This is a genomic window from Nocardia sp. NPDC006630, from assembly GCF_040611495.1.
Classification (GTDB): Bacteria; Actinomycetota; Actinomycetes; order Mycobacteriales; family Mycobacteriaceae; genus Nocardia.
The window spans coordinates 103,167-127,386 of record NZ_JBEXOK010000017.1 but is presented as its reverse complement, the minus strand read 5'-3'; the positions used below and the strand labels follow the sequence as shown (position 1 = coordinate 127,386).

General features: G+C 67.6%; 22 protein-coding genes. 6 read left to right on the top strand and 16 right to left on the bottom strand.

Annotated elements, in window-relative coordinates:
- Positions 1-64: 64 nt before the first annotated feature.
- Positions 65-520, bottom strand: coding sequence for a hypothetical protein (locus ABZX86_RS37430; protein ID WP_355130744.1), 456 nt, complete (start codon positions 518-520; stop codon positions 65-67).
- 100 nt (positions 521-620) lie between these two features.
- A complete protein-coding gene (locus tag ABZX86_RS37425; RefSeq protein ID WP_355130742.1) occupies positions 621-1,271 on the bottom strand; it encodes a TetR/AcrR family transcriptional regulator in 651 nt (216 codons plus the stop codon).
- An 87-nt stretch (positions 1,272-1,358) separates the two neighbouring features.
- On the opposite strand from ABZX86_RS37425, the gene ABZX86_RS37420 reads away from it, so the two are divergent.
- Entirely contained in the window at positions 1,359-2,495 is a 1,137-nt protein-coding gene (locus ABZX86_RS37420) for an epoxide hydrolase (RefSeq protein WP_355130740.1), read from the top strand.
- A gap of 53 nt (positions 2,496-2,548) precedes the next feature.
- On the opposite strand, the gene ABZX86_RS37415 is transcribed toward ABZX86_RS37420, so the two are convergent.
- Entirely contained in the window at positions 2,549-3,697 is a 1,149-nt protein-coding gene (locus ABZX86_RS37415; protein ID WP_355130738.1) for a GTP-binding protein, read from the bottom strand.
- An 81-nt stretch (positions 3,698-3,778) separates the two neighbouring features.
- On the opposite strand from ABZX86_RS37415, the gene thiD reads away from it, so the two are divergent.
- From thiD to ABZX86_RS37395, 4 genes are all read left to right on the top strand, one after another.
- Positions 3,779-4,630, top strand: a complete 852-nt coding sequence (gene thiD / locus ABZX86_RS37410; RefSeq protein WP_355130736.1) for a bifunctional hydroxymethylpyrimidine kinase/phosphomethylpyrimidine kinase — start codon at positions 3,779-3,781, stop codon at positions 4,628-4,630.
- Positions 4,631-4,715: 85 nt separating this feature from the next.
- Positions 4,716-5,162: a hypothetical protein gene (locus ABZX86_RS37405; RefSeq protein ID WP_355130734.1), complete on the top strand. Its 447-nt coding sequence runs from the start codon at positions 4,716-4,718 to the stop codon at positions 5,160-5,162.
- A gap of 378 nt (positions 5,163-5,540) precedes the next feature.
- The gene (locus ABZX86_RS37400) at positions 5,541-6,797 is read left to right on the top strand and encodes a bifunctional glycosyltransferase family 2/GtrA family protein (protein WP_355130732.1); all 1,257 of its coding nucleotides are present in this window, start codon (positions 5,541-5,543) and stop codon (positions 6,795-6,797) included.
- Positions 6,794-8,887: a glycosyltransferase family 39 protein gene (locus ABZX86_RS37395; protein WP_355130730.1), complete on the top strand. Its 2,094-nt coding sequence runs from the start codon at positions 6,794-6,796 to the stop codon at positions 8,885-8,887. The genes ABZX86_RS37400 and ABZX86_RS37395 overlap by 4 nt, the downstream gene beginning before the upstream one ends.
- A 503-nt stretch (positions 8,888-9,390) precedes the next feature.
- Here ABZX86_RS37395 and ABZX86_RS37390 read toward each other — a convergent pair.
- From ABZX86_RS37390 to ABZX86_RS37360, 7 genes are all read right to left on the bottom strand, one after another.
- Positions 9,391-10,008, bottom strand: a complete 618-nt coding sequence (locus tag ABZX86_RS37390) for a TetR/AcrR family transcriptional regulator (RefSeq protein WP_327142618.1) — start codon at positions 10,006-10,008, stop codon at positions 9,391-9,393.
- A gap of 5 nt (positions 10,009-10,013) precedes the next feature.
- A complete protein-coding gene (locus ABZX86_RS37385) occupies positions 10,014-10,799 on the bottom strand; it encodes an enoyl-CoA hydratase family protein (RefSeq protein ID WP_355130728.1) in 786 nt (261 codons plus the stop codon).
- Between the two features lie 33 nt (positions 10,800-10,832).
- A complete protein-coding gene (locus tag ABZX86_RS37380) occupies positions 10,833-11,996 on the bottom strand; it encodes an acyl-CoA dehydrogenase family protein (RefSeq protein WP_327142620.1) in 1,164 nt (387 codons plus the stop codon).
- 3 nt (positions 11,997-11,999) lie between these two features.
- Positions 12,000-13,994 carry a biotin carboxylase N-terminal domain-containing protein gene (locus ABZX86_RS37375; RefSeq protein ID WP_355130726.1) on the bottom strand — a complete coding sequence of 665 codons (1,995 nt, stop codon included), beginning with the start codon at positions 13,992-13,994 and terminating at the stop codon, positions 12,000-12,002.
- Positions 13,995-14,002: 8 nt separating this feature from the next.
- A complete protein-coding gene (locus tag ABZX86_RS37370; RefSeq protein ID WP_327142622.1) occupies positions 14,003-15,607 on the bottom strand; it encodes a carboxyl transferase domain-containing protein in 1,605 nt (534 codons plus the stop codon).
- Positions 15,604-16,752: an acyl-CoA dehydrogenase family protein gene (locus ABZX86_RS37365; protein ID WP_355130768.1), complete on the bottom strand. Its 1,149-nt coding sequence runs from the start codon at positions 16,750-16,752 to the stop codon at positions 15,604-15,606. Before ABZX86_RS37365 ends, ABZX86_RS37370 begins: the two co-directional genes overlap by 4 nt.
- A 79-nt stretch (positions 16,753-16,831) precedes the next feature.
- Entirely contained in the window at positions 16,832-18,547 is a 1,716-nt protein-coding gene (locus tag ABZX86_RS37360; RefSeq protein ID WP_355130724.1) for an acyclic terpene utilization AtuA family protein, read from the bottom strand.
- Between the two features lie 154 nt (positions 18,548-18,701).
- On the opposite strand from ABZX86_RS37360, the gene ABZX86_RS37355 reads away from it, so the two are divergent.
- A complete protein-coding gene (locus tag ABZX86_RS37355) occupies positions 18,702-18,857 on the top strand; it encodes a hypothetical protein (protein ID WP_327142624.1) in 156 nt (51 codons plus the stop codon).
- A 27-nt stretch (positions 18,858-18,884) separates the two neighbouring features.
- Here ABZX86_RS37355 and ABZX86_RS37350 read toward each other — a convergent pair whose 3' ends face one another.
- The 6 genes from ABZX86_RS37350 to thiO form a co-directional block, all read right to left on the bottom strand.
- Complete coding sequence (locus tag ABZX86_RS37350) at positions 18,885-19,661, bottom strand: adenylate/guanylate cyclase domain-containing protein (protein ID WP_355130766.1); 777 nt, start codon at positions 19,659-19,661, stop codon at positions 18,885-18,887.
- A 543-nt stretch (positions 19,662-20,204) separates the two neighbouring features.
- Entirely contained in the window at positions 20,205-20,963 is a 759-nt protein-coding gene (locus tag ABZX86_RS37345) for an ABC transporter permease (protein ID WP_327142625.1), read from the bottom strand.
- Entirely contained in the window at positions 20,963-21,907 is a 945-nt protein-coding gene (locus tag ABZX86_RS37340; RefSeq protein WP_355130721.1) for an ATP-binding cassette domain-containing protein, read from the bottom strand. The genes ABZX86_RS37345 and ABZX86_RS37340 overlap by 1 nt, the downstream gene beginning before the upstream one ends.
- Positions 21,908-22,050: 143 nt before the next feature.
- On the bottom strand, positions 22,051-22,815 hold the full coding sequence (locus ABZX86_RS37335; RefSeq protein ID WP_327142627.1) for a thiazole synthase: 765 nt from the start codon (positions 22,813-22,815) through the stop codon (positions 22,051-22,053).
- Positions 22,808-23,020, bottom strand: coding sequence for a sulfur carrier protein ThiS (gene thiS, locus ABZX86_RS37330; protein ID WP_355130719.1), 213 nt, complete (start codon positions 23,018-23,020; stop codon positions 22,808-22,810). Before thiS ends, ABZX86_RS37335 begins: the two co-directional genes overlap by 8 nt.
- Entirely contained in the window at positions 23,017-24,135 is a 1,119-nt protein-coding gene (thiO, locus tag ABZX86_RS37325) for a glycine oxidase ThiO (protein ID WP_355130717.1), read from the bottom strand. The genes thiS and thiO overlap by 4 nt, the downstream gene beginning before the upstream one ends.
- Positions 24,136-24,220: the final 85 nt, after the last annotated feature.

Below are 24,220 nucleotides of genomic sequence, written 5' to 3'. Positions count from 1 at the left end.
TGCGCTACCCGCCGCACCTTACCCAGGTGCTGTTACCGGCCGGTTCTGATGAGGGATCGCGCCACTACTCGGGCGAGTAGTAGGTGCCGCCACCGGCAATGTGCGGGAAGTTGGTGTCGATGGTGACCTGGACACGACCGGGGCCGGTCGGAAGGGTTTCCGGAACCCAGAGCGCATCGGTGGGGCCGAAGGGGGTGTCGTCACCGAGCGGGACCGGCGGGAAGGTGCCGCTCGCTCCGCTGTCGAGGTTCTTCCAGCTGAGGATCGCGGTCGCGCCGCAACCGCCGGTCAGCACGGGCAGATAGGTGAAATCGGCTCGCACCCACACGGTTTGCTTGCCGTAGAAGGTGTTCTGCGGGTCGTGGAACGCCACGATCTGACCGGCGCAGGGGAAGGCCCCGCCGCCGATCGTATAGGCGGGCGTGAAAGTGGTGACGGGATCGGCCTGGGCCGGTGCGGCCACGGCGAGCAGGGCGCCGGCGGCGAACGGAACTGCGAGCAATGAGCGGAACCAGCGCATCGAAACTCCTGTGGTCGATAACGGGGGTACGGCTTATGTGTCGAAGACGAGACCGCAAACGCTACGCGGGACTAAAGATTCGGGCGGCGAGTCGCCGGAATCAGCGGCCGGGTGGTTGCCAGCGGTGTGCGAATTCGTTCGGGGCCGGGGGTGGACCCGGCAGATCTCCGACACCGGTCAGACCGTCGATGAGCAGCGCCAGGACGCGGCGGCGCAGCTGGGCGGCGCGGTGCGGGTCGGGAAGTGTGATGGCGGCACAGGATTCGAGGATCAGGCCCAGGTCCGGGGTGGTGACATCCTTGCGCAGCCTGCCGGATTCGCGGGCGCGGCGCAGGATCTCGTCGTTCAGCTCGGCGGAGCGCATGACGTCCGGGACGATCGACTCGTCGGGCGTGAAGGTGCCGGCCAAATGTGTTGTCAGCGAGTGCACATCGGCATCCACGACACGTTCCAGGAAGCCGACGAACCCGTGCCAGCCGTCCGGATCGGTCAGCGCCGCTTCGGCTTCGGTGTTGTAGCGGCGCAACCCGTCGTAGCAGAGGGTCCGCAGCAGATCCTCCTTACTGGGGTAGCGGCGGTAGAGCGCGCTGATACCCACTCCCGCGCGCTCGGCCACCGCCGAGATGGGGGCCTTGGGTTCGGCGAGGAAGACATCGCGGGCGGCGGCCAGGATGAGCTCGTCATTGCGGGCGGCCTGCGCCTTGCGGCCCGGCAGGGCGCGCTGAGCTGGGACTTCGACTGATTCGGGCATGAATCGAGAATACCACTTGAACGGAATGATCCGTTCCGCTATGGTTTGAAACAGAACGAAACATTCCGTTCCAACAAGGAGAACATCATGACCGCCATCCGCCCCTTCCGCATCGACGTCCCCCAGGCCCAGCTCGACGATCTGGCCGATCGACTGCACCGGGCGCTGTGGCCGAACGAGCTCCCCGGCGTCGCCGATGCGTACGGCGTCCCGAACGACCGCATTCGCGGGCTGGCCGAGTACTGGGCGCAGAGCTTCGACTGGCGGGCCCTGGAGGCGAAGTTGAACGCCTACCCGCAGTTCACCACCGAGATCGACGGTGAGGACATCCACTTCCTGCACATCCGCTCCGAGCGCCCGGATGCCACGCCGGTCATCCTGACCCACGGCTGGCCGGGTTCGATCCTGGAGTACCTGGATGTCATCGCACCGCTCACCGCACCCGAATCCGCCGCGGATCCGGCCTTCCACGTGGTCATTCCGTCGCTGCCCGGCTTCGGCTTCTCCGGACCGACCCGCAGCACCGGCTGGAACCGCTTCCGCACCGCCCGTGCCTGGGTGGAACTCATGAATCGACTGGGGTACAACCGATTCGGGACCATCGGCAATGATGGCGGCTCGTTCGTCGCACCCGAAATGGGGCGCATCGCCCCGGAGCAGGTCATCGGAGTCCATGTGACACAACTGTTCTCGTTCCCCTCCGGCGATCCCGCCGAGATGGCGGACCTGTCCGAGGAGGATCTGGCCGGACTGCAGCAGCTGCAGTGGTTCTACGAGAACAAGATGGCCTTCAGCTCACTGCACGGTCAGCAGCCGCAGACCCTGGCCTTCGCACTCGCGGATTCGCCGATCGGATTGCTGGGCTGGAACGCACAGCTTTTCGGCGAGAGCCTCGACAATGAATTCGTGATCGGCAATGTGGCGATCTACTGGCTGACCGGCACCTCGGGGTCCTCGATCCGCTTCTACTACGAGGACCAGCACGCCACCGAGCAGCCGACCGAACCGACCACCACGCCGACGGCGCTGGCCATGTTCAAGGGTGATTTCCAGTCCATCCGGCGCTTCGCCGATCGCGATCACAAGAACATCGTGAGCTGGCACGCCTACGACGTGAGCCCGGATTCCACCGGTGCCAATGACGCGGCCGGGCACTACGCCGCACACGAGGCACCCGAGGTTTTGATCGCCGATATCCGGCAGTTCTTCGCCCAGCTGAGCTGAATCTCGCAGCAGCGGCCCGCATTCCGTGATCGGAGTGCGGGCGCTGACGCGTCTCAGGCGTGCTCGTGGGCCGCGCCCCAGGACGGAAAGGGATCGCGGAAGCCCAGCCAGGCCTGCCGCCCGGATTCCATTTCGGCGTCGGTGAGCAGTGCGGAGTAGAGCAGGTCCCGCACATGCGGGCGATCCAGCTTCACCCCGATGAAAACGATTTCCTGACCGGGCTGCATCTCCAGTGCGGACCAGTACGCCCCCGCCTCGAAAGTCAGATTGGGCCCGGCTTGCGACCAGATGGCCGCCATATCCGGCCGGCTGGCGAGCCAGAAGAAGCCCTTGCTGCGCAACAGCCGATGCAGTTGCGCCAGAGCGGCATCCAGGCGTTCGGGATGGAACGGCCGATCGGCGGTGAAGGTGATGCTGCTGATCCCGTATTCCTCGGTCTCCGGGGTATGCCCGCCCGCGAGCTCGGAGTCCCAGCCCTCGAACTGGGCGGCGATATCCGGGTTGTAGAGACCGGTGCCGAGCACCTCGGCCAAGTCCACCACACCGTGCGAGGCGTGCACGATGCGCGCGGCCGGATTCAGCCGCCGGATCGTAGCCTCCACGGTGCCAACGGCTTTCGCGCTCACCAGATCGGTCTTGTTGAGCACCAGGACGTTCGCGAACTCGACCTGATCCACCAGCAGATCGGCAATCGTGCGCGCATCCCCTTCGCCCGCTTGCAGATTCCGCTCCGCGAGCGCCTGCCCCTGCACCACCTCGGAGAGGAAGGTGGAGGCGTCCACCACGGTCACCATGGTGTCGAGCCGGGCCAGCTCGCCGAGGGTGAAACCGTCCTCGAATTCCCATTCGAAGGTGGCGGCCACCGGCATGGGTTCGGAGATGCCGGTGGATTCGATGATCAGCTGATCGAAACGGCCCTCGCGGGCCAGCCGACCCACCGATTCGATGAGGTCCTCGCGCAGGGTGCAGCAGATGCAGCCGTTGGTGAGCTCGACGAGCTTCTCCTGCGTGCGGTCCAGATGCCCCTGGCCGGCGACCAGCGCCGCGTCGATATTCACCTCGCTCATGTCATTGACGATGACCGCCACCCGGCGGCCCTCGCGATTGGCCAGGATGTGGTTGAGCAGGGTCGTCTTACCCGCGCCCAAGAAGCCGGAGAGCACGGTCACGGGCAGCTTGGCGGGTTCTCGGTCTGAAGTCATCGAATAATGATAATGGTTTTCATTAACAGTGACAGGGTGGGGTCTCCCACGCCGGGTCGCGAGAAAAGTAGGGTCGGTGTCGTGAAACTCCTGCCGCTCTCCCCCAACGGGCAGACACCCGTCCGCGCACTCACCATCGCGGGCACCGACTCCGGCGGCGGCGCCGGCATTCAGGCCGACTCCCGCACCATGGCGCTGTGCGGCGTCCATGCGTGCGTGGCGGTCGCCGCGGTCACCGTGCAGAACACGCTGGGCGTCAGCGGTTTCCACGAGATCCCGCCGGAGATCGTGGCGGGCCAGGTGCGCACCGTGGTCGGCGATATCGGCATCGGCGCCGCCAAAACCGGCATGCTGGCCTCCACCGCCATCATCGAGGCGGTCGCGGCGGTCTGCCAGGAGGTCGGCATCGGCCGCAATGGCGGCATTCCGCTGGTGGTGGACCCGGTCGCGGCCTCCATGCACGGCGATCCACTGCTGCACGCCGAAGCCCTGGACGCGCTGCGGCACACGCTCATTCCGCTCGCCACCCTCGTCACCCCCAATCTCGACGAGGTGCGACTGCTCACCGGCATCGAGGTCGTCGACGAGGTCACCGCCCGCAAGGCCGCCGAGGCGCTGCACGCACTCGGCGCGCAGTGGGCCATCGTCAAGGGCGGGCACCTGCGCACCTCCGATATGAGCACCGATCTGCTCTTCGACGGCGACACCTTCCACGAGCTCCCCGCCCCGCGCCTGACCACCGGCAATGACCACGGCGGCGGCGACACCCTCGCGGCCGCCACCACCTGCGCGCTCGCACACGGCTATTCGGTGCCGGACGCGGTGGCCTTCGCCAAGGAGTGGACCTTCCGCTGTCTCGAGGCCTCCTACGATCTGGGCGCGGGCCACGGCCCGGTGTCCCCGCTGTGGCGACTGCACACGGGTCCGCAGTAACCGCGGCAGTGCTCACTCCCGGCGATGCCAGACCCTAGTTTTCGGTCTTGTTGGGGACCGATCTGAACGGATAACGTTTCGGATTATGAAGAACACCAAGGCCCACCGCATCGGCGCGGTCACGGCGGGCATCGCAGCCCTGACCGCCACTGTCGCGCTGGCCGCTCCGTTCGCGGCCGCCGACATCACCAACAACGGCCTCACCCTGTCCGGCTCCGCCTACCAGACGGGCCAGACCTACCAGCTGTCCTTCGACGGCAGCCAGTTCACCGGCGCCAGCTACAGCGTCTACGACAACGTCAACAACGACCCGAGCAACCGGGTCAAGATCGCCGACGGCTTCACCACCAGCGCGCACCAGCAGATCTCGGTGAACTGGACCCCGAACACCGTTGGCGCGCACTCACTCTGGGTCGCCATCGGCTACCTGTCCGCCGCGACCCCCGAGCCCGGGCCGGTGAATGTGACCGTCACCCAGGGCACCTCCTCGGGCAGCTCGCTCACCAACCTGCTCGGCTCCCTCAGCGGCTAAACGCTGCTGATCGCCGGACGACCCACGGCCATCGGGTCGTCCGGCACCGAGGGGCGGGTTCGGGTAGGTCCGGTCCACGACACGCCCGGCTCGCAGGACGGTATCCGAGGCTCGATAGCTGGGATGCGAGATCACCCCAGCGAATGTGATGCAAACTCGCCGGCCACGTCGATCGCCGAGCCGCAGTCGGCGGCTTCCTATTGTTCACCAGCACGTGCGCGATATTTTCGTGGATCTTGCGCCGGCCATCCCCCGGGCCGCCACCGCCTGCGATAGCTGATCAATAGCAGGTGAGCGCGAACAAACAGCTACTTGCTCCCAGGAACTTCCCAGCTCTGCCGCAGTCCCGGCCCAGCGTGGTCGGCGAGCGTAGTGATCATGTCGGAGACCGTGACCGCCGTCCGGGCGGCGGAACCAGTAGAGTCCGTGACCACGCCCGTCGTGGATGTGGTCGTTCCCGTCTACAACGAGGAAGCTGACCTCGGGCCGTGTGTGCTGCGGCTGCACGCGTTTCTCAATGACAATTTTCCGTTCACGGCGCGAATCACCATCGCCGACAACGCATCCACCGATTCCACCCTGCAGGTCGCGAACCATCTCGCCGACCAGCTCGAAGGGGTGCGCGTGGTGCATCTCGATCGCAAGGGCCGCGGGCGGGCGCTGCGGGAGGTCTGGCAGGGCTCCGACGCACAGGTCGTCGCGTACATGGACGTCGATCTCTCGACCGATCTGAACGCACTGCTGCCGCTGGTGGCGCCGCTGGTCTCCGGACATTCGGATCTGGCCATCGGCACCCGGCTCGCCGCCTCCTCACGGGTGGTCCGCGGACCCAAGCGCGAATTCATCTCGCGCTGCTACAACCTCATCCTGCGCACCTCGCTGCAGGCCAAGTTCTCCGATGCGCAGTGTGGCTTCAAGGCCATGCGCGCCCAGGTGGCCCGCATGGTGCTGCCGCTGGTGGAGGACGGCGAATGGTTCTTCGACACCGAGCTACTGGTGCTGGCCGAGCGCATCGGACTACGCATCCACGAGGTGCCGGTGGACTGGATCGACGATCCGGACAGCAGCGTCGACATCATCGACACCGCCCGCAAGGATCTGCAGGGCGTGTGGCGCGTCGGGCGCGCGCTGGGCAGCGGGCGCCTGCCCATCAATGAGCTGCGCGCGGCCATCGGCCGGGAACCGCTCATGGAGGGCGTGCCGCTGGGCATGGTCGGGCAGCTGGTGCGCTTCGGCATCGTCGGCATCGGCTCCACGCTCGCCTACATGCTGCTGTACGTGCTGCTGCAATCGTTCACGGGCGCACAGGTCGCCAACTTCCTGGCACTGCTCATCACCGCCGTCGCGAACACCGCGGCCAACCGCACCTTCACCTTCGGTGTGCGCGGCGCGACCCAGGCGGTATCGCATCAACTGCAAGGTCTGCTGCTGTTCGGCATCGGCCTGTTCCTGACCAGCGGATCGCTCTTCGCCCTGCATCACTGGGCTCCGGACTCCGCCGTGCATCTGGAACTTGCGGTGCTGGTCATTGCCAACCTGCTGGCCACGCTGATCCGATTCGTGGGTCTGCGCTGGGTGTTTCGCCAGGCCGGAGCCTCGCCGCACCGGGCGACCGTGACCGGGATCCGCCCGTGACGGCGACACTGGCCGATCCCCGGCCGATCGCTCCCGACGTTCCCCCCGTACAGACGCGCAACCGGCGCTGGGAGTACCCGGCGCTGGCGGTGCTGCTGATCGGGACCGCGATCGCGTATCTGCAGAACCTGTCGGTCAACGGCTGGGCGAATTCGTTCTATGCCGCTGCGGTGCAAGCGGGTTCGGTGTCCTGGAAGGCCTTCTTCTTCGGCTCCTCCGACGGCGCGAACTCCATCACGGTGGACAAGACCCCGCTGTCGCTGTGGCCGATGGAAATCTCGGTGCGGATCTTCGGACTGCACTACTGGAGCGTGCTGCTGCCGCAGGCGCTCATCGGCGTGGCCTCGGTGGCGCTGCTGTGGGCGACCGTACGCCGGAGCTTCGGCCCGGTCGCCGGGCTGCTGGCCGGACTGGTTCTGGCCGTGACTCCCGTTGCGGCACTGATGTTCCGGTTCAACAATCCGGACGCGCTGCTGGTGCTGCTCATGGTCGCCGGCACCTGGGCCATGACCCGGGCGGTGGAGGACGGGCGGTGGCGCTGGATGCTTTCCGCCGGAGTGTTCCTCGGCCTCGGCTTCCTGACCAAACAGCTGCAGGTGCTGCTGGTGGTGCCCCCGCTGGCGCTGGCCTATCTCATCGCCGGACCGCCCAAGCTCGGCAAGCGCATCGCGCAGCTGTGCACCGCGGGCGCGGCCATGGTGGCGGGCGCGGGCTGGTGGCTGCTCATCGCGGAACTGTGGCCGGATGACGACCACCCGTACTTCGGTGGCTCCCAGCACAATTCGATTCTCGAACTGACCTTCGGCTACAACGGCCTCGGCCGCCTCAATGGCGATGAGACCGGCAGCACCGGAGGCGGCGGCCCGGGTGGCGGGGCCGGCGGGCACGGCATGTGGGGCGAAACCGGTATCACCCGGCTGTTCCAGCCCGCACAGGGCGGGCAGATCGCCTGGCTCATTCCGGCGGCGCTGGTGCTGCTGGTCGCCGGACTCGTCCTGCGCGGCAGGCTCGCTCGCACCGATCAGAAGCGCGCCGCACTGATCATGTGGGGCGGCTGGCTGCTCACCACCGGACTGGTCTTCAGCTTCATGAAGGGCATTTTCCACCAGTACTACACGGTGGCCTTGGCCCCCGCGGTGGCGGCTTTGATCGGCATCGGCGTGGTACAGCTCTGGGCCGAACGCGAAAAGCCTTGGGTGCGTGCGACATTGGCGCTGGCACTGGGCCTGACCGTCGCGACGTCGTGGATGCTGCTCTCCCGCACCGAATCCTTCCAGCCGTGGTTGCGCTGGACCGTGCTGATCGCCGGGATTGCCGCCACGGTGACGCTGCTGATCCCGCTGCCGCGCAAGCTGTCGCTGGTCGCGGCGAGTGCCGCGGTGCTCATCGGCCTCGCCGGACCGCTCGCCTACACGGTGGATACCCTCGCGACCGGACACGAGGGACCGATCCCCAGTGCCGGACCGGCGGTACGCGGCGGCTTCGGTGGCTTCGGCGGACCGCGACAGGGTGGCGGTGGCAATCACGGCCCGAACGCGGGCGGTGGCAATCACCGCAACAATGCCGGACCGGGCGCGGGCCAGACACCAGGCGGAGGCCAGGCACCCGGCGCAGGTCAGGGAGCGGGGGCAGGCCAAGGTCCCGGGGCGGCGGGCTGGGGCGGCGGCGATCGCATGGGTGGCGCGGCAGGCGGGCTCATGATGGCCAGCAAGCCGAGTGCGCAGGTCACCGCCCTGCTGGCGGCGAACGGCGACTCCTACACCTGGGTGGCCGCGGCCATCGGCTCCAATAGCGCCGCCGGCTTCCAGCTGGCCACGCAGCTGCCGGTCATGCCGATCGGCGGCTTCAACGGCAGCGATCCGTCGCCGACGCTGCAGCAGTTCCAGCAGGATGTCGCGGGCGGCGAGATCCACTACTTCATCAGCAGTGGTGACGGTGGCGGCGGCGGCCGCGGCGGCACCGCCGGGACCGGCGGCAGCAATGCGAGTTCCGAAATCTCCCAGTGGGTGCAGGCGAACTTCACCGCGAAGCAGGTGGACGGGGTAACCCTCTACGACCTGACCGCACCGAAGACCGCGACACCGCAGTAAAACCTCGCAGCCGGGTCGGACCGGCAGCCAGGGGACAGCAGAACGCCCGGCACCAGTGGTGCCGGGCGTTCTGTTGTCTATCGCCAGTGACGTATTACCACCGGTGAGGCATCCGAATCAGGCGAGGCCCCACGAGTGCAGCAGGTACGTGATGTTGGACGCGATGCTGGTGACAACATTCGCGAGATTCAGTGCGGCAGAGCCGAGATCGATGATGGGCACAGCGTTGTCCTTCGAGGATCGGGTTCAGAGTTAGCCCAACGTATGCCACTGGACAAGCGCCCAACAATGATGCAATTCACGTATCGTCGCAGTTCAGGCGTGATTCGCAGCACCCGTCACGGCAATCGTGGCTGCCGTCACCGCAGGTACGACGCCCCGCACCCCTGTCATCCCGGCGCGTTTTCGGCCGGGATCTACCCCGGACTTCCGACCAGCATGCGCGGATCCCGGCCACAAGCATGCCGGGATGACGGGGGGTGGTCCCGAGTATGGATTCGCAGTCAGTGCTGGGTGGCAGCGAGTGCGGTATGCAGCGTGGCGGCCCACTGCTGGACGATCTCCTTGCGGCGCAGGGAGTCGTCGGTCAGCACATCGGCGAGGCCCAGGCCGCGTGCCAGGTCGAGGGTGGCCTGAACCAGGTGGTGCGCAACAGGATCGGAGTCGTCCACGCCGAGCGCCTCCACCGCCATGCGGTGTGAGACGCGGCCGAAGCGGGCCTCGAGCGGCACGATGCGCTCTCGCAGCGCGGGATCGGCGGCCGCATGTGTCCACACCTGGAGGGCGGCCTTGAACAGCGGCGTGGTGAAGCCTTCGACCAGCGCGGTCACCACGGCTTCGGTGCGACCCACACCCGCGGCCACCTCGCCGATGGCCTTGGAATCGGCCAGCGACTGGGCCATGCGGGTGTCGAACATGTACTCGAGGGCGGCGGTGATCAGATCCTCCCGAGTCGGGAAGTGATGCTGTGCCGCGCCGCGTGACACCCCGGCCCGTTCGGCGACCACGGCGACCGTCGCCGCTGCCCAGCCGGTTTCGGCCAGGCAGTCGATGGTCGCCTCCAGCAGCCGCTGCCGGGTGGCCCGGCTGCGGTCCTGCTTGGGTTCGTGGGGTGTAGCCATGGTGGCTATTGTGCCCAGCTCGGCGGGCGGCGCTCGAAGAAGGCCGTCATGCCCTCGATCACCTCGGCGGTGCCGAAGAAGCTGCCGGAGCGTTTGGCCAGGGTGTCGGCATAGCCGTCGAACTCGCGCAGCGTGGCCGCGGTGGTGAGCCGCTTGCTCTCGGCCAGGCCCTGCGGGGACCCCTTGCGCAGCGCGCTGACCAGCTGATTCACCTCGGCTACCGGATCGTCCGCGGCAATGGTGATGAGTCCGGTGCGTTCGGCCTCCGCGGCGTCGAAGGTCTCACCGGTCTGGAAGTACCGGGCGGCGGCCCGGGAGGTCATCCGCGGCAGCAACGTCAGCGAAATCACGAACGGGGCCAGCCCCAATCGCGCCTCGGTGAGCGCGAAACTGCTGCCGCGACCCGCGACCGCGATATCGCAGGCGGCGACGATGCCCATACCGCCCGCGCGCACATTGCCGTCGATCCGGGCGAGCACCGGCTTGGGCAGTTCCAGGATGCGGCGCAGCACCTGCACCATCCAGCCGGTCCGGATCTCGGCGGCCGCCGACGGGTCGGCGTCGATGGCCTCGCGCAGATCCGCACCGGCACAGAAGGTATTGCCGGTATGAGTGAGCACCACCCCGCGCACCTCGGTGTCCTCGGCCGCCCGGCCGAGCCCCTGTAGCAGCTCGGTCACCAGCCGGGACGAGAGCGCATTGCGATTGTGCGGGGAATCGAGGGTGAGCACGGCGAACCCGTCCTGCACCTCGTAGCGCACGAACGGCGCGTCGGGGGCGGTGTCACTCATGAGATCTCCTGGCTTCTCGAATATCGGTGCGGCTCAGTACGACCGGGGCAAACCGAGCGAATGCTGCGCGACGAAGTTGAGGATCATCTCGCGGCTGACCGGGGCGACCCGGGCGATGCGCGAGGCGGCGAGCATGCCCGCCAGGCCGACATCGGAGGTCAGGCCCGCCCCGCCGTGCGTCTGGATGGACTGATCGAGCGCCTTGATACTGGCCTCCGCCGCAGCGTATTTCGACATATTGGCCGCCTCCGCCGCACCGAATTCGTCACCGGCGTCGTAGAGGTGCGCGGCCTTCTGCATCATCAGCTTGGCCAGCTCCAGTTCGATCTTCACCTGGGCCAGCGGATGCGAAATACCCTGGTGCGCACCGATCGGCACACCCTTCCACACCGAACGCTCCTTGGCGTAGGCGACGGCCTGGTCGATGGCGTAGCGGCCCATGCCCACGGCCATGGCCGCACCCATGATGCGCTCCGGATTGAGTCCGGCGAACAGCTGCGCGATGGCGGCGTCCTCCTTGCCGACCAGCGCGGTGGCGGGCAGGCGCACATCATCGAGGAAGAGCGTGAACTGATTGTCCGGCTCGATGATGTCCATCTCCTGCTTCGTCTTCACGAAGCCGGGGGCGTCGGTCGGGACGATGAACAGGGCGGGCTGCAGATTGCCGGTCTTGGCATTCTCGCTGCGGGCCACGATGAGCACGGCCTCGGCCTGATCCACACCGGAGATGAAGATCTTGCGGCCGCTGAGGATCCAGTCCTCACCGTCGCGGCGCGCGGTGGTGGTGATCTTGTGCGAGTTCGAACCGGCGTCCGGCTCGGTAATGCCGAACACCATCTTGCCGGAGCCATCGGCCAGCTTGGTCAGCCACTCCTGCTTCTGCGCCTCGGTACCGTACTTGGTGATGATGGTGCCGCAGATGGCCGGGGACACCACCATGAGCAGCAGGCCGCAGCCGCGCGCGGCCAGTTCCTCCTGCACCAGCGCCAGCTCGTAGATGCCCGCGCCGCCACCGCCGTACTCCTCCGGCAGGTTCACGCCGAGGAAGCCGAGTTTGCCCGCCTCGTCCCACAATTCGTCGAACGGCTCACCCTTGCGGGCCTTGGGTCCGGCGTAATCGCGGAAGTTGTACTTGGCGGCCAGCTGAGCTACCGCGGCGCGCAGCGCCTTCTGTTCGTCGGTTTCCACGAAACTCATTGCCTACTCCTGATCTTCGCTGTCGGCCTGGACCACGGCCAGTACGGTGCCGACCTCGACCTGCTGGCCGGTGGTGACGTTCAATTCGGTGAGAATTCCGGTGACGGGGGCGGCGATGGTGTGCTCCATCTTCATCGCCTCCAGCCACAGGATCGGCTGGCCCTTCTCGACCCGGCTGCCCGCTTCCGCCGCGACGCGAATGACGGCGCCGGGCATGGGTGCGAGCAGTGAGCCCTCGGCCACCTGATCGGCGGGATCCTCGAAACGCGGCAGGCGGCGCACCGCCACCGGACCGAGCGGGGAATCGACGGCCACCAGATCGCCGTAGCGGGCGATCTCGAAGCGGCGGCGGACCGCACCGCGCTCCCCCGGCACCTGCAGCACCACGAGATCCGGTGTGGCTTCCAGCAATTCGAGCCCGGGATGCCCATCCACCTCGACACCGGCGCGGGTGAGCCGGTAGCGCACCTCGTGCTTACCGGTCAGACGGCTCTCGTAGGACTTGGACTGGGTCTGCGACGGCAGATTGCGCCAGCCGCTCGGCAGGCCCCGAACCACCCGTGCCGCCTGCCGATTCGCGGCGGCATCGGCGAGGGCGGCCGCCACGATGGACAGCGCCTCATCGGGCTCCGAGGCCAGCGGTGCGGACAGCACGTCCAGGCCGTGCGTGGCGAAGAAGGCGGTATCGGTGTCCCCGGCCAGGAAGGCCGGATGCCGCAGCACCCGCACCAGCAGGTCCCGATTGGTGACCAGGCCGTGAATCTTGGCCCGCTGCAAGGCCGATGCCAGCAGGTGCGCGGCCTCGTCGCGGGTGTCGGCGTAGGAGATGACCTTCGACAGCATCGGGTCGTAGTGCACGCCGACCACGGAACCGTCCACCACACCGGTGTCCAGGCGCACGCCCGGCTCGGTCAGCACGGTGAATTCACCTATGGTGCCCGGGATTTCGAGCTTGTGCACCGGACCGCTCTGCGGCTGCCAGTCGTGCGCCGGATCCTCGGCGTAGAGCCGCACCTCGATGGAGTGACCGCGCATGGCGGGCTGCTGCGCCGGCAGCGGGCGACCCGCCGCCACCTGCAATTGCAGGCGCACCAGATCCAGCCCGGTCACCTGTTCGGTGACCGGATGTTCCACCTGCAGACGGGTATTCATCTCCAGGAAGAAGAAGTCGCCCTTCTCGTCGGCCAGGAATTCGACGGTGCCCGCACCGTCGTAACCGATGGCCTCGGTCGCCAGCCGGGCCGCCTCGAAAAGCCGCGCCCGCATCCCGTCGATCTTCTCGACGAGCGGCGACGGCGCTTCTTCGACAACCTTCTGATGGCGACGCTGGATGGAGCATTCGCGCTCGCTGACGGCCCACACGGTGCCCTGCGTATCGGCCATGACCTGGACCTCGATATGACGGCCGGTCTCCAGGTAGCGCTCACAGAACACGGTCGGATCGCCGAAGGCCGACGCCGCCTCGCGCCGTGCGCCTTCCAGCTGCTCGGTCAGCTCGGCGAGGTCGCGCACCACGCGCATACCTCGGCCGCCGCCGCCGGCGGAGGCCTTGATGAGCACCGGCAGCATGTCCGCGGTGACCTCGGCCGGGTCGAGCTCGGCGAGCACCGGGACACCGGCGGCGTCCATCATCTTCTTGGACTCGACCTTGGAGCCCATCTGCTCGATGGCCTCGACCGGCGGGCCGATCCAGGTCAGGCCCGCGTCCAGGACTGCGCGCGCGAATTCGGCGTTCTCCGAAAGGAATCCGTAGCCGGGGTGAATGGCGTCGGCTCCCGCTGCCCGGGCGGCTTCGATGATCAGATCGGCGCGCAGGTAGGTCTCTGCCGGGGTGTTGCCCGGCAGCCGGATGGCCGCATCGGCTTCGGCCACATGCGGTGCGGCGGCATCGGCGTCCGAATACACCGCGGTGGTGGCGATTCCCATGCGACGGCAGGTGGCGAATACTCGGCGCGCGATCTCACCACGATTGGCGACCAGAACGTTCGTAATGTCCATAACCGCACTCACATTCGGAAGACGCCGAAGCCCTCGGCGCCCTTGATCGGGGCATTGTGGATGGCGGACAAGGCCATTCCCAATACCGTGCGGGTATCACGGGGGTCGATGACGCCGTCGTCGTAGAGGCGGCCCGACATGAACATGGGCAGCGATTCGGCCTCGATCTGCGCCTCGATCATGGCGCGGATACCGGCGTCGGCGGCCTCGTCGAACGGAATGCCGCGCGCCTCATTGGCGGCCCGGCCGACGATGGAGATGACACCGGCCAGCTGCGCACCGCCCATGACGGCGGATTTCGCACTGGGCCAGGCGAAGACGAAGCGCGGATCGTAGGCGCGACCGCACATGCCGTAGTGGCCCGCGCCGTAGGACGCGCCCATGAGCAGCGAAATATGCGGCACCTTGGAGTTGGACACCGCATTGATCATCATCGCGCCGTGCTTGATGATGCCCTTCTGCTCGTACTCCTTGCCGACCATGTAGCCGGTGGTGTTGTGCAGGAACAGCAGCGGGGTGTTCTTCTGATTGGCCAGCTGGATGAACTGCGCCGCCTTCTGCGCCTCCTCCGAGAAGAGCACGCCGCGGGCATTGGCCAGAATGCCGACCGGATAACCGTGCAGCTCAGCCCATCCCGTCACGAGGCTGGAGCCGTAGAGCGGCTTGAACTCGTCGAAATCGGAACCGTCCACCACGCGGGCGATGACCTCGCGGGGGTCGAACGGGATCTTGAGGTCGCCCGGCACGATGCCGACCAGCTCCTCCTGGCTGTACAGCGGCTCGATCACCTCGGTGATCGCGCGCGGGGCCGGGCCCTTCTTCTCCCAGTTCAACCGGCGGATGATCGAGCGGCCGAGGCGAATCGCGTCCTGCTCGTCGACGGCCAGGTAGTCCGCCAAACCCGAGACGCGAGCGTGCATTTCGGCGCCGCCCAGCGATTCGTCGTCGGACTCCTCACCGGTGGCCATCTTCACCAGCGGCGGGCCGCCGAGGAATACCTTGGAGCGATCCTTGATCATCACGGTGTAGTCCGACATGCCGGGGATGTACGCGCCACCGGCGGTCGAATTGCCGAAAACCAGTGCGATGGTGGGGATTCCGGCCGCCGACAACCGGGTCAGGTCGCGGAACATCCGGCCGCCCGGGACGAAAACCTCTTTCTGCGTGGGCAGATCCGCACCACCGGACTCCACCAGGCCGATGACCGGCAGGCGGTTCTCCAGCGCGATATCGTTCATGCGCAGGTTCTTCCGCAGCGTCCACGGATTCGAGGTGCCGCCGCGCACGGTCGGATCGGGCGCCACGATCATGCATTCGACGCCTTCGACAATGCCGATGCCCGCGATGACGCTGGCGCCGACATGGAAATCGCTGCCCCACGCGGCGAGCGGCGCCAGCTCCAGGAACGGCGAATCCTCATCGAGCAGCAGTTCGATGCGTTCGCGCGCGGTCAGCTTGCCGCGCTTGCGATGCCGCGCCATCTTGTCCGGCCCGCCGCCGGCGATGTTCTTCTCGTACTCGGCCTCGACCTCGTCGAGTTTGGCCGTCATCGCCTCGGCGGCGGCCTGATAGTCCGCCGACTTCGGGTCTACGGAGGTGCGCAGAATACTCAAGACTGGAACCCCAATCGCTTTGCCGCCAGGGCGGTCAGGATCTCGTTGGTGCCGCCGCCGATGCCGAGAATGCGCACGTCCCGGTATTGGCGCTCGACTTCGGACTCACGCATGTAGCCGAGCCCGCCGAACAGCTGCACGGCCTGGTGGGCCACCCATTCGGCCGTCTCCACCGCGGTGTTCTTGGCGAAGCACACCTCGGCGATCAGATCGGTCTCACCGCTCGCGGCGCGTTCGGCCACATGCCGGGAGTACACCCGGGCCACATCGATGCGACGGGCCATCTCCGACAGCGTGTTCTGCACGGCCTGACGGCTGATGAGCGGGCGGCCGAAGGTCTCGCGGTCGCGGCACCAGGCCAGAGTGAGGTCCAGGCAGCGCTGCGCGTGCGCGTAGGACTGGGTGGCCAGGCCGACCCGCTCGCTCACGAAAGCATTGGCGATCTGGGCGAATCCGGAGTTTTCCGGGCCGACCAGATTCGAGACCGGTACGCGCACATCCACATACGACAGTTCCGCCGTATCGGAGCAGAGCCAGCCCATCTTGTCCAGCTTGCGGCTGACGGTGAATCCGGGCGTGCCCTTCTCCACCACCAGCAGCGAAACCCCTGCCGCGCCTTTGCCGCCCGTGCGCACGGCCGTCACCACGTAGTCGGCGCGCACACCGGAGGTGATGAAGGTCTTCGCGCCGTTGACGATGAACTCGTCGCCGTCGCGGACCGCGCTGGTGGTGAGGTGCCCGACATCGGAGCCGCCGCCGGGCTCGGTAATGGCCAGCGAACCGATCAGCTCGCCCGCGAGGGTCGGCTTCACCCAGCGCTCGATGTGCTCGGCATTGCCGGAGGCGATAATGTGCGGCACCGCGATACCGCAGGTGAACAGCGAGGCGAACAGGCCGCCCGAGCCACCGGCGTAGTGCATTTCCTCGCACACGATGGCCGCGTCGATGGGATCGCCGCTGGCACCGCCCGCGGACTCCGGGAACTGGATGCCGAGCAGGCCCAGCGCACCGGCCTTCTTGTGCAGCTCACGCGGGAGCAGGCCGTCCCGCTCCCAGTCGTTCAGGTACGGCAGCACCTCGCGCTCGGTGAATCCGCGCACGGTGGCGCGCAATTCGCGCCGCTCGGGCGTCTCCCACTGGTTCACGTAGCTCATGCTGTGCCCTTTCGGCATGCTCGGGGGACCTGCGTGGTTACGCAGGCTGCCTCCTTCGGGCCCTGACCGCTCATGCCAGAAGCTCCACAGGTATCTCGATGTGCCGGGCTCGCAGCCATTCCCCGAGCCCCTTGGCCTGCGGATCGAAGCGCGCCTGATAGGCCACGCCAGCGCCGAGCAGGCCCTCGACAATGAAATTGATCGCGCGCAGATTCGGCAGTACGTGCCGGGTGATGGGCAGTTTCGCGGTTTCCGGCAGCAGCAGGCGCAGCTCGTCGACGGTGAGCGAGTGCACCAGCCAGCGCCACTGCTCGTCGGTGCGCACCCAGACGCCGATATTGGCATTGCCGCCCTTGTCACCACTGCGCGCCAGCGCGATGGTGCCGAGTGGGACACGGCGGGTCTCGCCCTGCGGAAGTAGCTGCGGCAGTGCCGGTTCCGGCACCTCGGCCAGTTCCAGGGTCTCCCCCGCCGGGGCGATGTCCACCGTGCTGCCGTCGGGCAGCGTCGCGAGGTGCGGAACCTCCTTCGCATCCACGTATCCGGGGGTGAACACGCCGTAGGGCGAGCCATTGCCGGGCAGCGTGGTCAGCGAGAAGCCCGCATAGCTGGCCAGCGCCAATTCCACTGCCACAGCGGAGAATCCGCGGCCGACCTTGTTCGGGTCCGGATCGCGCACCACACAGCGCAGCAGCGCGCTGGCCTGCTCCTCGGTCTCGGCATCGGGGCGGTCCAGGCGGGCGAGCGTCCAGTCCAGCTCCGCCGGGCGCACCGGCAGCCAGGCTTCCAGCTGCCGCTGCACCAGTTCGACCTTCGCCTCGATATCGAGGCCGGTGAGAATGAATTCCATCTCGTTGCGGAAACCGCCGATGGTGTTGAGCGACACCTTGGTTCGCGGCGGCGGCGCTTCACCCCGCACACCGCTGATGAGGACCCGATCCGGTCCCTCCTGCGTGAGCGCGATGCTGTCGAGCCGGGTGGTCACATCCGGTCCGGCGTAGCGCGCGCTCTGGATCTCGTACATGAGCTGCGCTTCCACCGTGTCCACGGTGACCGCGCCGCCGGTGCCCGCATGCTTGGTGATCACCGTGCTGCCGTCGCGGCGCACCTCGGCGATCGGGAAGCCCGGGCGCATCAGATCGGCGATCTCGGTGAAGAAGGCGAAATTGCCTCCGGTGGCCTGTGTTCCGCACTCGATGACGTGTCCGGCCACCACGGCTCCGGCCAGCGCGTCGTAATCCCCACGCCCCCAGCCGAAGTGCGCGGCGGCGGGACCGACGACCAGGGCGGCGTCGGTGACGCGCCCCGTCACCACAATGTCCGCGCCCGCGTTCAGGCATTCGGCGATACCCCAGGCGCCCAGGTACGCATTGGCCGTCAGCGGCGCCCCCAACCCCAGCTCCGCGGCGCGCGGCAGCAGATCGTCACCGGACACATACGCGACTTTCGGTGCCAGCCCGAGCTTTTCGGCGGCCTCCCGCACCCGCTGCGCCAGCCCCGCCGGGTTCAACCCACCGGCATTGGCCACAATGCGCACACCCGATTCGAGGGCCAGCCCGAGGCTGTTCTCCAGCTGCCGCACAAAGGTCTTGGCATAACCCAGGTTCGCGTCCTTCATACGATCGCGCCCCAGGATCAGCATGGTGAGCTCGGCGAGATAGTCGCCGGTGAGCACATCCAGCTCCCCACCCTCGAGCATCTCGCGCATAGCGCTCATCCGGTCCCCGTAGAAGCCGGAGCAGTTGCCGATCCGAATGAGCTCCGGATCATCGCCGAGCTGACTCATTACTGGGCCTCCCTGTGCACACCGCGTTCGCGCAGCCTCTTCGCCGCGGTCGCTTACAGGGTCACATCGCCCCAGAAAAAAATCAAGCCTGCGTGCTTGTTAATTGCCGACACCGCCGCACCCGGGAGCCGAGCCACCAGGCAAACTGGGTCGGGTGTCCTCAGATGTCAGCGTGATCGTGCTGCTTGCCCTGGCCGGCTTCCTGCTCGGCGGGGCCTATTCGACCTGGAAGACCCTGCGCCCGCTCGCCATCGCACTCGGCGTGGCCGGAGTGCTGGCGGTGGCGGGCGCGATCCTCTACGTGATTTAGCTAATAGTTAGCTACTCGGCTCGTCGGCTACTCGGCGTCGAGCCGGAAGATGCGCAGATCCTCGGGCACGCCGCTGAGAGGAGCCGCGAAGAAACTGCGGCGATAGGGCTTCACACCGAAGCCCAGCTCCTCGAGCGTCTCATCGTGCAGGGAGTCCAGGGTGGCCGCCGACAGCATGGTGTTGCCGTTTCCACCGGCCTCCATGACCCGTGCGGCGATCGTGACGTCCAGGCCCAGCCAATCCCCGCCGATCTCGCGCGGGGTGCCCGTGTGCAGGCCCATCCGCATCTGCGGGCGGTAGCCGCCGACGGTCACGCCGGTCAGGTTCTCCTTGGCCGCCACCGCGGCCCGTACGGCCCGGTCGGCGGACGGGAAGACGGCCATCAGGCCGTCGCCCATGCGCTTGATGACCGTGCCGCCGCGATCGGCGATGGGCGGCTCGATGGCCTTGGCGACCCGGCGCAGCAGCTCCAGGGTCTGTTCGTCGCCGGCGGTCAGGGACCAGCTGGAGAAGGCCACCAGATCGGTGAACATGATGGTGATCTCCTGCGTGCCGCGACCCTTGCCGACCCGTTCCAGCATGGCCTGCCAGACCTGCAGCGCGCCCAGCCCCAATTCGCGTGCGGCGCTGGGCGAATCACCGGTCAGCTTGTCCGCGGCGCGGGCGACCGCGCGCGCACTGCCGGGGCCGGACACCGACAGCGGATCACCGAAGCCGGGATCGCCGGGGAGACTTTCGCGGGCCTTGCGGATCGCGCCGATGAGATCGCCGTGCGCGTTCGCGGCGGAGACCAGTCCCGACAACTGACCACCGGGGAAACGCCGGCGGCCCGGAGCGGCATCGGACTCGTCGCTGTCGTCGACCGTTTCGGTCGGGACCAGCGGGATCACCAGGTCGGGGTCGATACGGGGGGCACGCGCATCACGCGCGCGAGCACCGTTCGCCTCACGCGACCGGTTGCGATCGGTGCCCAATCCTTCCGAACGGGAGGCGTCGGATGCGCGTTCGCCGTCGTCGGAGGGTCGCTCGCTCACGCCCAGAGCGTATCTCAGGGCTTGATCTCCGGATGGATGAATGATTGCCACCTGCACACCTTCCGATCGGTCTGAGCGGCCACATCGTTGGGCCCGCCGATGTATGGAGTGTTTTGGTTGCTGGAACGATGCTACCGACGCGTGGTTTGGATAGCCAGGCGAGTGGGTAATGGAGCGATAGTTTTCACACACTGTTCTTCTGCGCACATGACTCTTCTGCGCACATACAACGGCCCGATACGGAACCAGTCCGTATCGGGCCGATGATCGCCGCCGAACCGGGCAGTGGCCGGCGGCATCCCCGGGCAGGGTCTATGCGTCGCGCTTGTTCACCATGAACAATGCCGCGCCGAAAATGATCGCGACGAAGGCCGCGAAGTACACCAGGCTCCCCCACGGGCCCCAGTGCCAATCGGTACTGCCGCCGTCGGACACCGAGTAGAAGTGCGAGGCGTTGGCGAAGGGCATGAACGCACCCACGTTCCGGCCGAAGCTACCAAAGGCGCTCAGCAGCGACTCGATCACGGTGGGCCACAGGATGATCAGCGAAATGGCGGCGGCCGTCTGCCGGACCAGGACGCCGATACCGACCGCGAGCAGCACGGCGAGGAAGGCGTAGATGGCCGGGCCGTAGATCGCCCGCGCATTGGCCGAGGTCGAGAGTTCCAGCGCGGAACCGCCGCTGGAACCGGTGATGATCTTGGCCAGGCCGAAGGCCAGCAGGGTCAGCACCCCGATGAGCACCGCGCCGTACACGCCGATCATGAGCGCCTTGGTGGTGAGCACCTTATCGCGCTTCGGGGTGGCCAGGAAGGTGGATTTGATTGTGCCGAAACGGTATTCACTGGTCACCGCCAGCGACGCCAGAATCATCAGCACCAGCACGCCGAAGCCGCTCACGCCGCCGACGACGTTCGTCACGCTCAGCGGCGGCGAATCGGCCTTCGGGTTGCGATTGACCGCCGCGATCAGCGCGGCGAAGCCCAGACCCAGCGCCACGATAATGGCCGAGCACCACCACGGTGACCGGGTCGAGGTGAGCTTGATACGTTCCGCTGCGAGCACGCCCATCAGAGCGCCCCTCCCATCACCTGGTCGAAACCTTCGCCGTGGTATTCCACCGCGCTGCCTGTCATCCGCATGAACGCCTCCTCCAGCGAGGCGCGCTGCGGCGACAGCTCGTAGAGCGTGATGTCGTTGGCGCCGGCCAGTTTTCCGACCGCGTCGGAGGTGACGCCGGTGACGATCAGGGCGGCGCCGGCGGCGTCCGCGCCCTCCTCGCGCACCGTCATACCGCCCGAGGTGAGCACGCTGCGCAACTGATCCAGCTGCGGACTACGCACGCGCACAGAGTGTTCCGAGGCGCGCTCGATGAAATCCTTGGTGGACACATCGGCCATGAGCTTGCCGCGGCCGATCACGATGAGCTGTTCGGCGGTCTGCGCCATTTCCGACAGCAGATGGCTCGACACCAGCACGGTGCGGCCCTCGCTCGCGAGCCGCTGCATGAAACGCCGAATCCACAGAATGCCTTCGGGATCAAGGCCGTTCACCGGTTCGTCGAACAGCAGCACCTTCGGATCACCGAGCAGCGCGCCGGCCAGGCCGAGTCGCTGCGACATGCCGAGCGAGAAACCGCCCGCATTGCGATTGGCGACCTCCGAGAGGCCGACCAGACGCAGCACCTCCTCCACCCGGGAGGCGGGAATGTCATTGGATGCCGCCATCCAGCGCAGATGCGCACGCGCCGAACGGTTCGGATGCACCCACTTGGCATCGAGCAGCGCGCCGACCTCTTCCAGCGGGCGCTTCAGAGCTCGATACGGCTTACCGTTGACGAGCGCCGTACCGGACGTCGGTTCGTCCAACCCCAGAATCATCCGCATGGTGGTCGACTTGCCCGCCCCGTTCGGGCCGAGAAAGCCGGTCACCAGTCCCGGACGCACGGTGAACGTCAGATCCGACACCGCGACGGTCTGCCCGTAGTGTTTGGTCAGGCCCCTCAGTTCGATCATGACGCCCAGTCTTCCCGAAGATGCGGCCGGGCACTATCGACCCGAGGTCGCGCGTCGCATCCCCCTCGAGGATGACCTGGTCCCGAGCTCCCCCGAGGATCATCCCCCTGGACGGGGAGCTGCGGCAACGCAATTTCGAGCGGTCATACCGCGGGCGAGGACGCCTGGGCCCAGAAGCGCTTCGGAATACGGCCCGCCTCCCTCGCGAGCAGACCGCCCTGCACGGCATGGGCCATGGCGGCGGCCATCAGCGCGGGCCGGCGGGCCCGGGTGACGGCCGTGGCCAGCAGCACCGCGGAACAGCCCAGTTCCATGGCCAGCGCGGCATCGCTGGCGGTGCCGATGCCCGCGTCCAGAATGATCGGGACGCCCGCGGCGGCGACGATCATCTCGATATTGTGCGGATTGCCGATGCCCAGGCCGGTGCCGATGGGCGAGCCCAGCGGCATGACGGCGGCGCAGCCGATGTCCTCGAGCCGGCGGGCCAGCACCGGATCGTCGGTGGTGTAGGGCAGCACCGTGAAACCGTCGTCCACCAATTGCTCTGCGGCACTGACCAGTTCGATGGCGTCCGGGAGCAGGGTGCGCTCGTCGGCGATGACCTCGAGCTTCACCCAGTCGGTGTCGAGGGCCTCGCGGCCGAGCTGCGCGGTGAGCACGGCCTCGGCGGCGGTGCGGCAGCCCGCGGTATTGGGCAGCGGCGCGATATCCAAGCGCTTCAGCAGATCCAGCACCCCGGTGCCGCCGGCGGCGTCCACCCGGCGCATGGCGACCGTGGTCAGTTCGGTGCCCGAGGCGATCAGCGCCTCCTCCAGCACCGTGAGGTTCTCCGCCCCGCCGGTACCCATGATCAGGCGGGAGCCGAATTCGCGGCCCGCGATCACCAGCGGTCCGATCGGGCTAGCCACCCTGCACCGCCGTCAAAACCTCGATCTCCCAGCCGCGTTCGACCTGCTGATCCCAATTGGATTTGGGGAACAGCGAACCGTCCACCGCCACCGCGACGCCCTGGGACGGCAGCTTCAGCTGTTCCAGTAGCTCGCGCACCGTGAGCGACTCGGCGAACGAGTGGTCCTCACCGTTCACGGTGACGCCGATCGGGATAGCGGTCATCGAATTCCTCCTGGAGAAGTCGGGGCATCGGTGCGGGCAGGCCGGATATCGGCCGTGCCGGTACGGGCGAAGCGACCGGGGTCGGCGGGCGCGGCCTCGGGCAGTTCGGTATCGGCGAGCAGGGCGAGCACCGCATCGGCGGTGACGGGCGTACCCAGAATTCCATTGCGGCCGTGGCCGGTCGCGGCGATCACCCGATTGTCCAGGTAGCCGATCAGGGGGACGCTGTCCGGTGAGCCCGGACGGGAACCCGCTGCGGCTTCGGCGAATTCGTATTCGCCGATGCCCGGAAGAATCGCCTCGGCATCGGTGATGAGGTCGCGGACGCCGGCGACCGTCACGGCGGTGTCGAAACCCTGCTCGTATTGGGTTGCGCCCAAGACGATTCCGTCCGCGCGCGGGACCAGGTAGATGGGGCGGCCGTGCACGCGCGCCCGGATCACGCCCTGCGGCGGGACGGGTGCGCTGGGCCGGCGGCGCAGGCGCAGGATCTCACCCTTCACCGGGCGCACCGGCAGGCCCGGCCACAGTGCTGCGGCGGCAGCGCCCGCGGCGAGCACGATCCGATCGTGCGGGAGATCCTCCAGGGCCGTCACCTGCTCGGCGCGAAATTCGACCCCGGCGGCGAGGCAGGCCTCGTGCAGGGCGGTCACCAGGGCGCGATTGTCCACGGCCGGTTCGGAAGTCGCCAGCAGTCCGGCGCGGACCGTGCGGGCCAGGCCGGGTTCGGCCGCACGGACACCGGCCCGATCCAGCAGTTGCAGGGCATGTCCGCGGGCATTGACCCAGTCGGCGATGGTGCGCAGATCGGCCGCGTCGGCGGCGTCGAGGGCGACGGTGAGGGTGCGGCTCGCGGTGAACAGGTCCGCACCCGTGCGGGCTCGCAGGCGGGCCGCGAAATCGGGCCAGCGGGCGAGCGAGGCGGCCCCGAATTCGAGGGCGCCGTCCTCACCCGGCCAGCCCTCGGAGAGCGGGGCGAGCATGCCGCCGGCGACCCAGGAGGCTCCCGTCCCCTGCGCCGGGTCCAGCAGGGTGACCGTCCAGCCCGATTCGGCGGCCCGCCAGGCCACCGAGAGCCCGATCACACCTCCGCCGACGACGGCCAGGGTCCGCATCTGGTTCCACCTCACTACCCGGACAAACCGGGAACTGCAATTGCATCTGTAAGCACATCTGACGTAAACGCCTGTTCACGCGTAA